At 40.0% G+C, this 16,507-nt stretch carries 16 protein-coding genes; 5 read left to right on the forward strand and 11 right to left on the reverse strand.

The window, feature by feature from the left end; translation table 11 throughout:
- Nucleotides 1-58: 58 nt before the first annotated feature.
- From ACO1QW_RS01335 to ACO1QW_RS01345, 3 genes are all read right to left on the reverse strand, one after another.
- On the reverse strand, nt 59-2,038 hold the full coding sequence (locus ACO1QW_RS01335; protein ID WP_486254976.1) for a M56 family metallopeptidase: 1,980 nt from the start codon (nt 2,036-2,038) through the stop codon (nt 59-61).
- 60 nt (nt 2,039-2,098) lie between these two features.
- A complete protein-coding gene (locus tag ACO1QW_RS01340; protein ID WP_486254977.1) occupies nt 2,099-2,458 on the reverse strand; it encodes a BlaI/MecI/CopY family transcriptional regulator in 360 nt (119 codons plus the stop codon).
- Between the two features lie 132 nt (nt 2,459-2,590).
- Entirely contained in the window at nt 2,591-3,106 is a 516-nt protein-coding gene (locus ACO1QW_RS01345) for an SRPBCC family protein (RefSeq protein WP_486254979.1), read from the reverse strand.
- Nucleotides 3,107-3,232: 126 nt separating this feature from the next.
- Between ACO1QW_RS01345 and mdh the strand changes: the two genes are divergently transcribed.
- Both mdh and ACO1QW_RS01355 read left to right on the forward strand, forming a co-directional pair.
- Nucleotides 3,233-4,162, forward strand: a complete 930-nt coding sequence (mdh, locus tag ACO1QW_RS01350; protein ID WP_486254981.1) for a malate dehydrogenase — start codon at nt 3,233-3,235, stop codon at nt 4,160-4,162.
- Between the two features lie 246 nt (nt 4,163-4,408).
- Entirely contained in the window at nt 4,409-4,981 is a 573-nt protein-coding gene (locus ACO1QW_RS01355; protein ID WP_486254982.1) for a hypothetical protein, read from the forward strand.
- Here ACO1QW_RS01355 and ACO1QW_RS01360 read toward each other — a convergent pair whose 3' ends face one another.
- From ACO1QW_RS01360 to ACO1QW_RS01375, 4 genes are all read right to left on the reverse strand, one after another.
- Complete coding sequence (locus ACO1QW_RS01360) at nt 4,982-5,980, reverse strand: glycosyltransferase family 9 protein (protein WP_486254984.1); 999 nt, start codon at nt 5,978-5,980, stop codon at nt 4,982-4,984.
- Nucleotides 5,981-6,059: 79 nt separating this feature from the next.
- Complete coding sequence (locus tag ACO1QW_RS01365; protein ID WP_486254985.1) at nt 6,060-7,319, reverse strand: MFS transporter; 1,260 nt, start codon at nt 7,317-7,319, stop codon at nt 6,060-6,062.
- 16 nt (nt 7,320-7,335) lie between these two features.
- Nucleotides 7,336-8,310, reverse strand: a complete 975-nt coding sequence (locus ACO1QW_RS01370) for a DedA family protein (RefSeq protein ID WP_486254987.1) — start codon at nt 8,308-8,310, stop codon at nt 7,336-7,338.
- A 44-nt stretch (nt 8,311-8,354) separates the two neighbouring features.
- Nucleotides 8,355-9,656, reverse strand: coding sequence for a dicarboxylate/amino acid:cation symporter (locus ACO1QW_RS01375; RefSeq protein WP_486254989.1), 1,302 nt, complete (start codon nt 9,654-9,656; stop codon nt 8,355-8,357).
- A gap of 150 nt (nt 9,657-9,806) precedes the next feature.
- Here ACO1QW_RS01375 and ACO1QW_RS01380 point away from each other — a divergent pair, with 150 nt between their 5' ends.
- Together ACO1QW_RS01380 and ACO1QW_RS01385 are read left to right on the forward strand one after the other, a co-directional pair.
- Nucleotides 9,807-11,342, forward strand: a complete 1,536-nt coding sequence (locus ACO1QW_RS01380; protein ID WP_486254991.1) for an amino acid permease — start codon at nt 9,807-9,809, stop codon at nt 11,340-11,342.
- Between the two features lie 237 nt (nt 11,343-11,579).
- Nucleotides 11,580-12,302, forward strand: a complete 723-nt coding sequence (locus ACO1QW_RS01385) for a YebC/PmpR family DNA-binding transcriptional regulator (protein ID WP_486254993.1) — start codon at nt 11,580-11,582, stop codon at nt 12,300-12,302.
- A 99-nt stretch (nt 12,303-12,401) separates the two neighbouring features.
- Here the strand turns inward: ACO1QW_RS01385 and ACO1QW_RS01390 are convergent, their stop codons facing one another.
- Together ACO1QW_RS01390 and ACO1QW_RS01395 are read right to left on the reverse strand one after the other, a co-directional pair.
- The gene (locus ACO1QW_RS01390) at nt 12,402-12,911 is read right to left on the reverse strand and encodes a pyridoxamine 5'-phosphate oxidase family protein (protein ID WP_486254995.1); all 510 of its coding nucleotides are present in this window, start codon (nt 12,909-12,911) and stop codon (nt 12,402-12,404) included.
- A gap of 96 nt (nt 12,912-13,007) precedes the next feature.
- Nucleotides 13,008-14,444, reverse strand: a complete 1,437-nt coding sequence (locus ACO1QW_RS01395; RefSeq protein ID WP_486254997.1) for a Gfo/Idh/MocA family protein — start codon at nt 14,442-14,444, stop codon at nt 13,008-13,010.
- A gap of 198 nt (nt 14,445-14,642) precedes the next feature.
- On the opposite strand from ACO1QW_RS01395, the gene ACO1QW_RS01400 reads away from it, so the two are divergent.
- Nucleotides 14,643-15,047: a thiol-disulfide oxidoreductase DCC family protein gene (locus ACO1QW_RS01400; protein WP_486254999.1), complete on the forward strand. Its 405-nt coding sequence runs from the start codon at nt 14,643-14,645 to the stop codon at nt 15,045-15,047.
- An 80-nt stretch (nt 15,048-15,127) separates the two neighbouring features.
- Here ACO1QW_RS01400 and ACO1QW_RS01405 read toward each other — a convergent pair whose 3' ends face one another.
- Together ACO1QW_RS01405 and ACO1QW_RS01410 are read right to left on the reverse strand one after the other, a co-directional pair.
- Complete coding sequence (locus ACO1QW_RS01405) at nt 15,128-15,772, reverse strand: DUF4242 domain-containing protein (RefSeq protein WP_486255001.1); 645 nt, start codon at nt 15,770-15,772, stop codon at nt 15,128-15,130.
- 61 nt (nt 15,773-15,833) lie between these two features.
- Complete coding sequence (locus ACO1QW_RS01410) at nt 15,834-16,397, reverse strand: hypothetical protein (RefSeq protein ID WP_486255003.1); 564 nt, start codon at nt 16,395-16,397, stop codon at nt 15,834-15,836.
- Between the last annotated feature and the right edge of the window lie 110 nt (nt 16,398-16,507).

Below are 16,507 nucleotides of genomic sequence, written 5' to 3' on the forward strand. Positions count from 1 at the left end.
TCAATTTTAATGATTCGCCTCTTTAGATAATAAGGTTGAATGATTGCCGGGTAACTCATCAGCATTTATCTTTCTTGTCAAATACAGTGAGGAATTTAAACGTTGTAACTTTGCTTTTTGTTTTGATGATAATCACGCCGTTTTTGCCTTTGTTACCATATAATTTTACTGCATTCTCATCTTTCAAAACAGAAATACTTTCAATGCTGTTGGGCTCAATTTTATTTACTTCTTCCACATCAACTTCTCTTCCATCCAAAATATATAGCACATTATCAGTTTTGATACCTTTGATCTTAACATTTGACGCTGAAGTTCCATAACCAACAACCGTTACCTCTTTTATTGATGAAGTCGGAGACGTGGTCTTAACGTTTGCTGTTGTGGGTTTACCTTCAACAATAACATCAGGTTTGGTTGCGTAGCCTGTTACAGTTACTTCCTTTACCAGTGATACTGCTGTAGTAACATTTACATTCGCTGGTGCACTGACAGCAGCCGGGCTACCAACAGTTGTGGCAACTGTTACTTTCGCAGGAACAGGTGGTGCAGGTGGTGGCGGAGGAGGAATTTCACCATACTTAGCCTCATATTTCTTTTCATTCGCTGTCCAGTCGGTAAGCTTTAATGCTTCAATTATATTTTTCTTTTTGTCTTTAACAATCACAACACATTCGCCCATGTTATCGGCAATGGTCAAATAAAAACCTTTTGAATTAAGCTTTACTTCTTCATGTGCAGGCGTTGTTGGTGCTATTACAATTTCAACAGGCATTCCTGGTGCTGTGCTGGTAACGCTATATTTTTTTTCAACTGCTGCACGTTGTTCTTTATTATTCAGATCGTAGGTTTCAACATTCCCATCTTTCAAACGGATCTGAATGGTATTTTTTCCATTGTCTTTTTGTACGTTCACAGATTCTACGTTGCTTGATTTAATAACAACAGGCGGTGCGGGTGGTGGCGGAACAAGCTGATCAAGCTTACCATATTTCTTTTCAAAGGCAGCTTTTTCATTTTCATTTTTCAGATTGTAGGTCTCAGTTGTGCCATTCTTTAACGTAATAGTGATTGTTTTCTCACCATTGTTTTTGTTGACGTTCACATTTTTAATATCGCTGGCTGGAACAGTATCATTTAATAAAACAGTTTTTTGTGAATGATCGTTGCGTTTTTCTTTTTCACGCACTTCCCTAAAGGCAAGCAACAGCACTGCCACAAGCGGCAGCACAAATAAGAAACGGATGATCTGCACACGTGCAGATTTGATTTGATTCATCATGATGATTCGGTTTTTAAGTGAAGAGAAATTAAAATTTGCGGCAATACTATAGTTGGTATTACCAACCACTTTCAGCAGCAAGTACTGGTATTGTTTTTTATCAACGCCATCCTGCAATACTTTTTCATCGGCAATAAATTCAAGATTTTGCCTGATGGCTTTGCGGATAAACCATGCGGCCGGATGAAACCACAACAGCATACATAATATTTCAGCAAAGAAAATATCGATACTATGTTTTTGTTTGATATGTACAAACTCGTGTCGAATGATCTCCTGCAACTCAGCTTCGGTATGCAATTGCCGATTGATATAAATACCATTACTAAATGAGAAAGGAACAATTTGTTCATTAACATCAAAGAGCTTTACCTCTCCTTCGTTGAGTAAGGTGGCATTTGTTTTTATACGGCGCAAACTGAACAGTTGTATGATAATACGCAGGCCCATAATAAGCATGCCTGTTATGAATACGGCAATTGAAACAGTCCATTGATTCCATTCAAAACCGGGGTTACTAAGTTGAAGATTGTAAACGGGCACTAATTGGACAAACTGCGCATCGTCCAGTTCATGTTTGAAAAGGAAATCGGTAATGTTCATGAAAGGAATAGCAAAGCATAGCAAGCTATAACCCACCAGGTACCAACGGTTCCAGTTATAAAAGGTGAGGCGACGTAATACAAATTGGTAAAACAGGTACACCACCGCAAGTGCGATAGATATCTTCAGCAAATATTCGATTAGTACTGGCATGATTAATTTGAAAATTTTTGGATTTGAAAATTTGAAAATTCAAATACACTTTCATTCATCTCATTTCTTTCCCTCAATCATCTCTACTATTTCTTTCAACTCTTTTGGCGATAACTTTTTCTGTTCCACAAAAAAGTTTACCAATTCTTTATATGAATTTTCGAAATACTCTTTCACAAATCCATTCATGAATTTCTTTTTATACTCTTCTTCTGTAATGGCTGGTTTATACAGATACGCATTGCCAACAAGTCGGCTTGTAAGAAATCCTTTTTTTTCAAGATTCTTAATGGTTGAAGCCAGGGTTGTATATGGCAGTTCAATATCAAGGTTATCGAGAAAGGCTTTCACGTTTCCTTCGCCATTACGCCAAACAGCCTGCATTGCTTCTTCTTCCTGTTGAGTGAGTTTTTCGAGCATCTCTACGAATTTTTCGTAAAGCTACGGTTTTTTCGTAGTCTTCCAAATTTATTTTCCTTCCTTTTGTTAATGCATTGGAAAAACAAAGGCCGGTCATTGACCAGCCCTTGTTCTTAATAAATTCTGCAATATTTATTTCTCACACATTTCTTTCAGGTTGCGGAGCCCATCTTCAAACTGCGTATTCAGTTGTTTGGTGATGGAAGGCCCCATTAATCTTGCAACCGGGAAAGGAAAACCACCGCTGTTGCGCCATACCACCTTTGTTCCTCCTTCCACTTCGGTAAAATCCCATGCATCAATCGCCTGCGATTTAAAAGGTTTCAGAAATACAAGATCGAAGTTAATAGCCTTGCTCGGCACTGTTGATCGAACCGTTAAGCTACCCTCACCTACTTTTTTGCCATTCCAATAATACTTATGCCCAACGTGCATGGGCTCACCGGTAATGGTCGTTTGCGCATCGGGATCAGTTTTTGCCCATGGATTCCAATCACGATAATGATGAAGGTCAGCGATTTTGTTATACACTTCTGCCGTGGGCCTGCTAATGATCGTTGATTTTTCAACAAGGTATTTTCCTGGTAGTACTGCTGCCACCAGCAAAACAAGGGCAATAATTCCGAGGATTACATACAGAATGATCATACAAATTGTTTTTGGTTTGTTTAAAGATAGTAATTCCTTCTTTTGACTTTTCGCCGATCCTCCAATACCTTTGCGGCTCCCGAACGAATCGGAAATTTCTCATTTTTAATCTAAATTAATTGTTCCATGAAAGTTACTGTTGTAGGTGCAGGTGCAGTGGGTGCAACTTGCGCTGATAATATTGCCCGTAAAGAATTGTGCGCTGAACTCGTGTTGCTTGATATCAAAGAAGGCGTTGCTGAAGGTAAGGCCCAGGATATGATGCAAACTGCTACTTTGCTTGGTTTCGATACGAAGATTGTTGGAAGCACGAACGATTACAGCAAAACCGCCAACAGTGATGTAGTGGTAATTACTTCGGGCCTGCCACGTAAACCCGGTATGACTCGTGAAGAATTAATTGGTGTAAATGCAGGAATTGTAAAATCTGTTTGCGAAAATATTTTAAAATATTCTCCCAATGCCATTATCATCATCATCAGTAATCCAATGGATACGATGACTTACCTGGCATTAACTTCAACAGGTTTACCAAAGAACCGCATTATTGGTATGGGCGGTACACTTGACAGCAGCCGCTTTAAATATCAACTGAGTCAACACTTAGGTTGCTCACCATCTGATTTAAATGCAGTGGTAGTTGGTGGACATGGCGATACTACCATGATTCCTTTGATACGCATGGCTACATGGAACAGCGTTCCTGTAACGAAGTTCTTAAGTGCAGAACAACAAGAGAAAATCGTGAAAGATACAATGGTAGGTGGTGCAACACTTACTGCATTAATCGGTACTTCTGCATGGTATGCACCAGGCGCTGCCGGTGCTGCTTTGGTTGAAAGTATTTTGCGTGATGAAAAGAAACTCTTCACTTGTTGCGTGGCCTTAGAAGGTGAATACGGACAAAAAGATATTTGCTTAGGTGTTCCTGTTACTATTGGCCGCAATGGCTGGGAAAAAATTATCGATTTTGAATTAAATGCTGATGAGCAAGCGCTGTTTAATAAAAGTGCAGAAGCAGTAAGAAATATGAATGATGTATTGAAGACATTATAAGAATAACATATTTCAAAAAATATAAAACTAAAGGTCCCGGAGTTCTGCAGGTTTACAGAATTCCGGGATTTTTTTATTGAATTGCTAGTTATCACATAATTATAAGGCCAATACTTTTGACTTCTGTTGAAAAGAGGTACATTTATATCAGCTAATGATCCTCTGAATACCTCTGTCTTTTCCAATTTCTTCTGTTACACCTCCGACCTTATCACTCTCTTACTATCGGAAACTAAATTATTGTGTATGAAGAATCTTTACTCATTTCTTTTTGTTTGCTGCATTTGCTTAACAGCATTAACAACAAAAGCCCAGCAACCTTCGCAGGCGCATAATCCAAAAATTGATTTGAATATCAGTCCTGCGCATAACCCCAATATCAACCCACAAACCAACCCGGGAATTAATCCTAAAATGAACAGTAACATTAACCCGTTTCTGAACAAGGAAATAAATCCGGCGGAAAATATCACCATCAATCCTAAAGTAAACGAGTTAATTAACCCGCTAAAAAATCAACTGCTCAGTCCTCTTTTTTATAAAAACCTTTACCCCTCAAATATCAACTGGAAAGGTTTATATATCTATGATGAGAAAGATAACCTGATTGGTTATGTTACACGACCAGCAAGGGATGTATTAATTTGTTTTGATGTAAAGGGTGTGTGGACTTGCTATTATGTACTTACATCACAGGGAACTTATAACCATTTCGATATGGATGGTATCTGGACAGGAGATTATATTTGTTCAGATTCAAATGCAGGGTTCAACATCTTTAATAAGGATGGCAACTGGACGGGCAAACACATTAAATAATCAGCGTAATTCTTTTGCCCAGGCCTGAGCTGTTGCAGCAATGGCTTCTACATCCTGCAACATCATACATTTAAAATGACCTTTAGGACATTTATCTCTGCCGATTTTTGAGCAAGGCCGGCAACTTAATTTATCAACTTCAAACTTCGTAGTGAGTACAGGTGCATTACCGTAATAAGGTGCAACACCCAGCAACGGCATGGTGTTTCCCCATACAGCAATAACAGGTTTTTTTAAAGCTGCAGCAATATGCATCAAACCGGTATCATGTGAAATCACCAGCTTTGATTTGCGAACGATATCGGCACTTTCATTAATTGAAAACTTACCGCTTGCATTATAAATCTTTACGGGATCAATAGCAGCAATAGCATCGCCTGCTTCTTTATCATCAGGACCTCCCAGTAATACAATGGGATGATGTAAAGAGGCACAAAGCTTCTGTAATTTTTCAACCGGCAACCGTTTGGTGAAATGAGCAGCACCAATAACAATAGCAACAAACCCAAGCGAATGTGCATGCGGTAAATCGCCTTGTTTTATTTCTTCATCTTTTGGAATAAAATAATCCATTCCCTTCCCATCATTCTTAACGCCGAATGATTTTACTGTTTCCATATTCCGATCAACAATATGCAGATCTGCAGGCATGAGGTTGATCTTAAAATTGGTGAGCAGAAATTTTTGAACATTCAGTTTATTAAAGGAGAATGATTTCGCTTTCAGTGTGCGTTTAATACGAAGTGTGCGCAGGTTATGATGAAGATCAATGATGTAATCATAGTTCTCCTGTTTTAATTCATGCATCAACAGATCCCAATCGTTATTGAGATAGTAGAATTTATCAACGTACGGATTTCCAGCAATGACTTTATGAAAATTGAATTTAGTTAGGTAATGCACTTCAGCATCAGGCACCTGTTGTTTTAAACAACGTACCACAGGAGTTGTAAACACAATATCGCCGATAGAGCTAAAACGAATGATGAGGAATTTCATTTAATTGGGTTCATGGTTAATGGATCAGAGTTCATAGACTATACTATGAACTATCAACAATAAACTATTAACTATTTTTTTACGGCAACATCTCTTCTCCTTCAATATAATTGAGATCCTTGTGAAATGTTTCCTGGGTAAAGTAAGCAGCTACTAACGTGATCGCCATTACAATTACACCAGTTGTAATTCCACTTTTTGTTAAACCCCATCCCCAGTTCTTTTGAAACAGGTTCAGGAACATGAGATTGATCAATGGCAATGCTCCACGAACCATATTGGGAATAGTTGTAGCGGCAGTTGCACGCAGGTTAGTGCCAAATTGCTCTGCTCCCATTGTTACAAAAATGGCCCAAAAACCTGTACTGAAACCAAGCCATGCACAAATTGCATACATGGCCATATCACTATTATTTAACGGGGAGAAGAATAACACTAAACCAATAATGGTGAAGCCATAAAAAAGATACAATGCTTTTTTCCTGCTTTTGAAATACTGGCTTACAAGACCGATCAATATATCGCCGGTAGCAATGGCGGCATACGCAAACATGATGGCCCTGCCGCTATCAATTTTTGAGGAACCGTAAAATTCGTTGGCAAAACGATTACTAAGATTTACCAACACGCCAATAACATACCAGGTAGGCAAACCAATTAAAATGGCCAGCAGATATTTCCTGAAACGTTCGCCATTATTAAAAAACATCAGCACATTACCACGACTTACATTAGTTTCTTTTAATTGTTTAAACATGCCACTTTCGGCAACGCTTACACGAAGCAGCAACAAACCAATTCCTAGTCCGCCGCCAATTTTATAACACAAGCGCCAATCCTGCGTATACTGAAAAGTGAAGTAAGCAAACACGGCCCCAAACAAACCGATGCCTGCAACCAATGAAGTGCCAACGCCACGTTTATTTTTAGGAAGTAGTTCACTTACCAATGTGATACCTGCACCAAGTTCGCCCGCCAAACCAAGCCCGGCCACGAATCGTGCATAAGCATAGTGATCCACTGTTTGCACAAAGCCTGTTACAAAATTTGCAATGGAATATAAAAGAATAGAACCGAAGAGTACGCTCAATCTTCCTTTTTTATCGCCCAAGGTTCCCCATAAAATTCCACCAATCAACAAACCGACCATTTGCCAGTTAATGATCTTTGTACTTGCAGCGATCATTGCAGCAGTGTCAGCCTTATCTATTCCTATCCCAACAAGACTGGGTTCACGCACAATAGTGAAAAGCAAAAGATCGTAAATATCAACGAAGTAGCCCAAAGCTGCTACAACTACAGCAAGGGAAAAAATGGAATGCTCTTTTTGGTTGGTCATAAGCAAGTATAGTATATCAATCGTTCATGGTCTTCGGCTTCTCTGCTTTTTTACCGAAGAGAAACTTCCAAAGTACCGGTGCGGTTGTTACAGCAATGATGATGATAACGATTAACTCCAGTTTATCTTTCAATTCAATACCAAATTGGTTCTTTACCCATATCTGTAAGAAATGCCCAGCGAAGATCATACTCACCACCCACGCTACACAACCTACAACATTATAAAAAACAAATTTCTTACGATCCATGCCTACTATACCGGCAACAATTGGTGCAAACGTTCGAATGAAAGGAAGAAACCTTGCAAACACAATGGCACCACCGCCATGTTTATCATAAAAATCATGTGCTTCGTGCAGGTAACGTTGCTTGAAAAGAAAATTATCTTTCCAGTTATACATAGCCGGACCAACTTTTCTTCCTGTCCAGTAACCAACAAGATTTCCTAATATACCTGCCGCCGATATAAGTGCACAAAGAACTAATAATTCAAACCATTCGTTCTGCACACCGCCAAGACCAATCACTTTTAAAAACTCACGTGCAAGATTGCTGCTGTAAATACCTGCAACAAATAATAAGCTATCGCCGGGTAAAAAGAAACCAAACAATAATCCCGTTTCTGCAAAAATGATAAACAGTAATAACCACAATCCACCATATTTAATATAAAACATGGGATTGAGAATATCCTTCCAGGTAAATTGTTTGTATAGCTCAACGGTTATACCATTGGTAAGATCGGCCACCGCATATTTCTTTGCATCATATTCCTTACCTGCAAACGTAACAGAGTCCGTTGCATTAAGGGTGAGAGTAACAGTGCCGTCCTTAGTAGTGGCATATTCAACACCATCAACAGTAAACTTATCGGCTGGGGCTTCATATTGGTTAAACACCCGAACATTCACTTGCTTCTGCGCAAAAAGATTTGCAACCGAAAATGTTGCAACAAAAAACATCAATACCTGAATCAAACTTTTCTTCATTTCTATTTATCCTTTTTTATTATTGCCCTGCTCGCTTTATTAAATCAGGCAGTATGTGAATGATTGTGATGATCATGGTCGTGATGTGCATGATCATGATGATTATGTCCATCGTGTAACTCTCCTTCCCATTTACTTACTACCGATGTTGCCAATGCATTACCAACAACATTGGTGGCGCTGCGGAACATATCGCAGAAGTGATCGATCGGCAGTATCAATGCCACACCTTCAGGCGGAATATTAAACATTGCACATGTAGCCAGCACCACAACCAATGATGCACGTGGCACACCTGCAATACCTTTACTGGTGAGCATCAATACAAGCAACATCACAAGCTGTGTATCAAGATCGAGATGTATTCCATATGCCTGCGCAATAGCCAAACTGGCAAATGTCATATACATCATACTGCCATCGAGGTTAAACGAATAGCCCAGCGGTAACACAAATGCCACAATTTTATCTTTGCAGCCAAAGCGTTCAAGTTCTTCTGTGAGTTTTGGAAATACGGCCTCACTACTTGTTGTACTGAAAGCGATGAGTAATGGCCCGCCGATGCGACGCAGCAATACCTTCATACGATGGGGGCCAAGAATTAAAAATCCTGCACCTATTAACAGTAGCCAAAGCACTGCAATACCAATAAGGAAATAAACAAAATAAACTAGGTAGAATTGGAAAATGCCTAAGCCTTTCGCTGCCACTACAGCTGCCAATGCCCCAAATACACCAACAGGCGCAAAATTCATGACATAGTTCACCATTTTTAAAATGATGTGCGATGCTACGTCTAATGCTTTGATCAGCGGCTTGGTAAAATCACCAATAGCCGATGCTGCCACGCCAAAGAAAATAGAGAAGATAACGATTTGCAATATTTCATTGCTTGCCATTGCTTCAAACAAACTCTTGGGAATGATATGCTCCACGAAATTCTGCAAAGAGAAAGTAGATGTTTTTGTCATCAGGTCCTTTACACCTTCTGTATCGGCTTGCGACAAATTAATATGTGTACCCGGCTTAAAGAGGTTTACCAACAATAACCCAAGTAATAAGGAAACAAGTGATGCCGAAACAAACCATAATAGTGCTTTGCCGCCTACACGGCCCACAGCCTTGAGATCGCCCAGTTTAGCAATACCTACCACCAGCGTGCAAAACACCAATGGTGCAATAATCATCTGCACCAGGCGAATAAAAATACTACTGAGCAGTTTAATGTTTTTTGAAAAAGTCCCGATTGTTTCAGCCGAAGATGTAATGTGAATTACATACCCAACCGCTATACCAAGAATCATTGCAGCAATGATATAAATCGTTAACCGGTTTCCCTTACCCATGCTTTTTAATTATGTGCCGCAATATACGGCTTTCGGGTTGCAAGGAAGTGCAGCTAAACCGTTAATAAATCTTTTGATGGTTATTTCGAATAAATCTCTATTTTTCCAGCTTATTATTGTTAGTATACTAAATCTATAACCAATCAAAGTATGAGTTTATTTGCAAAGAAACCACTTGATCAAATGCTCGCCCAGGCTGAAGAAGGTAAAGGCCTTAAACGTACCCTGGGAGCAGGTAACCTGGTGGCCTTAGGTATTGGTGCCATTATTGGTGCCGGTCTTTTTGTGCGTACGGCTGCTGCTGCGGGACAAGCTGCAGGACCCGGTGTTACACTTTCGTTTATTGTTGCAGCCGTTGGCTGTGCTTTCGCCGGCTTATGTTATGCTGAATTTGCAGCTATGATTCCTATTGCAGGTAGTGCTTATGCATATAGCTACACCACAATGGGCGAATTAATTGCATGGATCATTGGCTGGGCCCTTATCATGGAATATGCGTTGGGTGCTGCCACTGTATCAATTGCATGGAGTGAATATTTAAACAAGCTGTTTGGAGGAGCTATTCCTTACGAATGGAGTCACTCCCCTTTTGAAAGCTTTACCGATTCGTCAGGTGTGCATCATTCAGGAATTATGAATGCACCCGCTCTTGTCATTTTATTATTACTTACACTGTTATTAATAAAAGGAACACAGGAAAGTGCCATTGTAAATATGGTGATCGTGTTTATTAAAGTTGGTATTGTATTATTATTTATTGCACTTGGCTGGCAGTTCATTAATCCTGCTAACCATACGCCTTACCTTATTCCTGAAGGAACGCCTCCGGTTGTTGACCAGGCAGGTAAAGTAATTGCCGATTACAGTGGCTGGAACAAACATGGTTTCGGTGGGGTACTTGGTGGCGCCGCCATTGTTTTCTTTGCCTTTATTGGTTTTGATGCGGTAAGTACTGCTGCACAGGAAGCAAAAAATCCAAAGCGTGATATGCCTATTGGTATTCTTGGTTCACTTGTGGTTTGTACTATCCTTTATATTTTATTTGGACATGTATTAACCGGTGTAGCCAACTGGAAAGATTTTGTTGATCCTGAAAAAGGACGTGAAGCTTCTGTTGCTTACGCTATTTCACAATATATGACTGGTTATGGCTGGTTAGCAACTGCAGTAACTGTTGCCATTCTTGCCGGTTTCTCTTCTGTAATCCTGGTGATGTTGATGGGCCAGAGCCGTATCTTCTACACCATGAGTAATGATGGCTTAATTCCAAAAGCATTTGGTGAACTGCATCCGAAATTTAAAACGCCTTACAAAGCCAACTGGATATTATTTGTATTTGTTGGTTTGTTTGCTGCATTTGTTCCGGGTCATGTTGCCGGCGATCTTACATCGTTCGGTACATTGTTCGCTTTTGTACTGGTAAGTGCAGGCGTATGGATCTTGCGTGTGAAAGCACCGAACATTCAACGTCCGTTTAAAACACCAGTTTACCCTATTGTTTCTTCTTTGGGTGTACTTATTTGTACTGCTATGATCATTGGCCTGGATTCACAAACCTTGAAAGTGGCATTTGCATGGATGGCTGTAGGCTTAATAGTTTACTTCCTGTACAGTCGCCATCACAGCAAGTTGAGAAATCCTTCAGAGATATTACCGCACGCTACCGATTTTGAGCGTCGTGACTAATATTATCCAGATATTTTTTAGAAAACGTCCCGCAGGTTGCGGGACGTTTTTTGTTTACAGCCCATCTCCCTAAATTTGCGACCCGAAGCCTCACAGTCGTATGTCTTTAAAAGATGTTGAATAAGGAAGGAACAGTACAAGAGTGCGACGCCAATGCAGATGATAGATGCGATGAGGCCGGGACCAAAAAACCAATCCCGATGGCTATCGGGACTACACACTAAAAACTGATTTATAATGGGACGGATTTTTGAAGTTAGAAAGAGTACCATGTTTGCCCGTTGGGATCGCATGGCTAAACAGTTTACCCGTATTGGTAAAGAGATTATTATTGCCGTAAAAGCTGGTGGCCCCGATCCCGGAACAAATGCCGCCCTCCGCCGTTGTTTTCAGAATGCACGTAGTGTGGGTATGCCGAAAGACCGTGTGGAAGCCGCTATTAAAAGAGCGCAAGGAAAGGAACTGGTAAACTATGATGAAATTTTGTATGAAGGATATGCACCGCATGGCGTTGCGTTGCTGGTTGAAACAGCCACCGATAACCATGTTCGCACAGTGGCCAATGTAAAAAGTCATTTCAATAAAGGTGGTGGCACATTAGGCAACAGTGGCTCGGTGAGTTTCCAGTTTAAGAAAATGGGTGTGTTTAAATTAAAACCCGAAGGTTTGAATGCAGAAGAGATGGAACTGGAGTTGATTGATTTTGGTTTGGAAGAACTGGGTGAAGGTACTGGAGAAAATGGTGAGGATGTGTTGGTAGTGCGTTGCGCATTTTCTGATTTTGGTAATATGCAAAAAGCATTAGAAGATAAAGGAATTAATCCGCTGAGTGCTGAACTCGAGTGGATACCTTCTACTACCGTGCCCGTTACAGATGAACAAGCAGAGGATATCAGTAAATTAATTGAGCGTTTGGAACAGGATGATGATGTGCAGAAAGTGTTTCATAATATGGGATAATCGCAAGTACGAAGTAAGAGGTTGGAGATACGAAGTAAATGCCTCGATAAAATTAGGAGGGAACAGTTGAATTCAACTGTTCCCTGTTTTTTTACTTTTCTATTTACGAATATCGCCTTCAACAGAATTATTCATTTCCTCACCGGTAATAGCACCGGCCAGCATTTTAAACAGCGAAACTATTTTACCATCCTTTGTATCCCAGTAATGACCATCTGTTGGTTCAACCTTAATCAATGTAAGTTCAGGATCATCATATCCTTTATCGAACCATGTTTTTGCAATGGCCGACCATAGCTCCTTTGCCTTTGCATCATCTTTAATGATAGTTGCAGTGCCATACAGCGTAAGAAATTCGTAATTAGAATGATTGCTGTAAAACAATTGCACACGATTGTCGGCAGCTATTTCCTCATTTTTATCACTCCCTTTCCTGCTGAAGAACCAAATGTTACCATTTTCATCAACATCACGTGTTGACATTGGTCTTGTTGACAGTGGTAACTGGCTGAGATTGGTTGTGAAAAAGCAGAGGTCGGCTTTAATTGCCAGCTCTTTTATTTTCTCGTTGGCGTCTTGACGACTAAGATTTTTTACGGTGTCTTTCATAATAATTATTTGAACACTAAATAAGACAAACCACATGCCAACAGGGCAAAAGAAAAGAGCCGGAACAATTTCCGGCTCTTTGTTTAATTATTGCATTTACTTCTTTTCGATTTTTCGAACAGTAGTGGTGCCACCGCCTTCCATTGTTAACGAGTGGGGTTTGTTGGTTTTCCACGCTCCCCTTGTAAAATCAGGAATATCTACAGAACCTGAACGCTTATTAAGTGAACGTTCGCTCAATGGAATAATAGAACTCCATGAAGCCGCATCATACACATCCTGGTCAAGTGGCAACCCGTTGCGAAGACAATCAATAAGCCTCCAGTCCATGATAAAATCCATACCACCATGCCCGCCAACTTCTTTTGCAATTTCACCAATATGATTTACCAGTGCCGGTGTATATTTTTTGTAGAGATCTTCGAGTTCTTCTTTTTTGATCCAGCTATGACCAAATGCAATTCTTTCTGGACCTGGATATTTTTGAGCAATACCTTTTGTGCCACTCAATGTATGCAATCTTGAATAAGGACGAGCAGTTGATACATCGTGCTGCAACATGATGTTTCTTCCTTTACTTGTTTTAATAACTGTAGTGTTCATGTTTCCACGATAAGGCTTATCAACAAACTCATTAAAGAACGAATCTTTGGCAGCGAATTCTTTTGCAAGATTGTTCAATGTAAAATCATTGGTACTCATGCTCACGAGGTAATCCATTTTATCGCCACGGTTTATGTTCATACACTGAGCAATAGGACCAAGTCCGTGCGTAGGATACAGGTTGCCATGAAGTTTATAATTCTCTTTCAATCGCCACATATCTGTGTATGCATTTTTATTGAAGAGATAATCTTTGCTGAGATCATGAATATATGCACCTTCTCCTTGCACCAATTCTCCAAACAAACCATTACGTGCCATATTGAGCGTAAGCATTTCAAAGAAATCGTAACAACAGTTTTCAAGCATCATCATATGCTTTTTCGTATTCTCTGATGTTTCAACAAGCTCCCATAGCTGATCAACAGACAGGCCCGCATTTACTTCCGATGCAGCATGCTTTCCATTTTTCATTGCACGCAAAGAAATAGGTGCATGTAATTCCCATGGCGTGGTGTTGTATATAAGGTCAATATCATTACTGTCGCATAAAGCTTTCCATCCATCTACACCACTATATTCCTTTGCTTTTGGACGATTTGTTTTTTCCAATGTTTTTTGGGCCCTTGTAACTCTGTCGGGAAATTTATCACAAAGGGCTACCATCTCCATTCCTTCAATACGGCAAAGCCTGTCAACCGCTCCACTACCACGCATACCCAAACCAATTACCGCCACACGCACAACGGGAAGTTTTGGTGCACCATAGCCGCACATATTGAACCGTTGTTTCGACGCTTCCAAACTTTTTGATCTTTCCACTTCTTCATCAGTGCTGGCAAGCGAACCTGCAAATGCTGGCAGGCCAGTTGCAAGTATTCCTCCACCAATTGATATGCTGCGTAAAAACTTTCTGCGATCTGTACTCATGACAAACAAATATTTTTGCTGCAAGTTCCTTAATTAACACAGTTGGAAGTACAGCTTTTTCATTTTGTGCAACCGTTTGCCAAATGATTTTACGAGGTTTTGGCAGGTAAAAAAATGTCAGACCGCAGAAAGAGACAATAAACAGCAGCGTTCAACAGCAGAACATTATTGTAGGCGATCTGCTCTTAACTTTATAGTATGGAACAGCCCAACAGATTGGTTTTGTTTGATGGTGTATGCAACTTTTGCAACTTCTGGATACAGTTTGCGTTAAAGCACGACAAGAAAGGGAAGTTGATGTTCGGCTCATTGCAAGGTGATACGGCACAACAATTATTACCACTGTACAACATTGATCCTTCCGTTCTTATTTCCGTTATATTTATTGAAGATGGAGTGGCCTACCGTGAATCAACTGCAGCATTAAAAGTTTGCAGGCATCTAGATGCCGGCTGGAAATTATTCTACGCTCTAATCATCATACCCGCATTTATAAGAGATGGAATTTATAAATGGATTGGCAAGAACCGTTATAAATGGTTTGGCAAACAGGAAAGCTGCATGCTGCCAACCCCGGAGCAACGACAAAGATTTGTAAATTAACGAAAGAGGCTATATCAGCATAGTGATACAGCCTCTTTTTGTTTGATGATTTTTCAACGTAGCAACAGTCGGGTAAACATTTACTGCCCTTGCTTCACCATGAGAATAGAAGCAGGTAGTAACCCATGTGCTTCCTTATGTGTTTTTATTACATCAGAAGAATCTGCTGCTTCTGATAAACACATGACAACACCGTTTTTTTCATTCACCCAATAATTGATAAAGTTCACGCCATATTTCTTTTCAACTGCCAGATCTTTTTCATGAGCCGCAGCTACGTCTTTAGCGGTTACATTACCAGCACCTAATTCATGCAAATCAAGATACAATGCTTTGCTACCTTCCATTGCAGCTTCCGGTCCATCCGAAACTTTATAAATAACGGAAGGCAATAATCCATGCGCCTCTTTGTGCGTTTTTGTAATACTTTCTTCGTCGTGTGCTTTCGACAAACAATACACTTTACCCTTTGCTTCATCCACCCAATACCTGATAAATTCTACACCGTATTTATTTTGAGTGGCCAGGTCTTTCTGGTGGGCAGCAGCTACATCTGCAAATGTTACTTTACCAGGCTCCAGGTCATGCACATCTATATAATTGGAAGTTTGTTGTGCATTCAAAACCTGGGTGGATGTTTCCTTAGCGGTTTGTTTTGTTTCCCTTGTATTCTTACAGGAAATGATGAGAAAAATAAAGGCAACAAAAAGTAATTTCAGTTTCATGCAAAATGTATTTAGTTAATAAGCAAATAATGAAAGCTGCCCCTTCAGCTATCCAGTATGTTTAGTGCAAATGCACTAAAGGATTAAATGGTTTAAAAACACCATCGGGATTGCTAGTCCAAACCCATGCGTGCAGCAACCATAAATCGAAGCCGACATTGCCGTCCCAAACATCAGCACTGCCAGTAAATCCTTCAGGTCTTGGTTCTGAAAGTGGCACAGCGTATTCCACTGCCACCAATTGCTGATTGCCGGCCTCATCTTTATTATACACCAGTATCTCCGGCTTCCTGATATCAAACGTGCCATCAACCAACGACACTTTCATAAAGTGATGTCCCATATTTTCTACATTCACTGCTATATCAACATAACCGTCGGCAATGGCATTAGCTATATTTTTATATTTCGATGTGGCAGCACGGGCCTGTTGCAATTCCCATTTAGTTTGAAAACTCAGATCGGGATAGGAATTCATAATAAATGCATCAGAAGTGGTATTCCTGTTCATCTCATTGTCTGCAATGTTCCCGGTTTTATCCATCGCATTTTTTTGACAGGCAGAAAACAACACTAGTGTTGTTGCAACTATTGAATAAAATAGCAGGTTGGTAAACTGTTTCATAATAACCTCCTTGGTTTTGTTTTAAAATTTGAATTGTAAAGGATGCTTCCCTTTCAGGATTGTTGGTTAAAATTAGAATCAAGGGCAAGCGGTAACAAGCAACATCTTAG

The organism is Lacibacter sp., assembly GCF_057361365.1.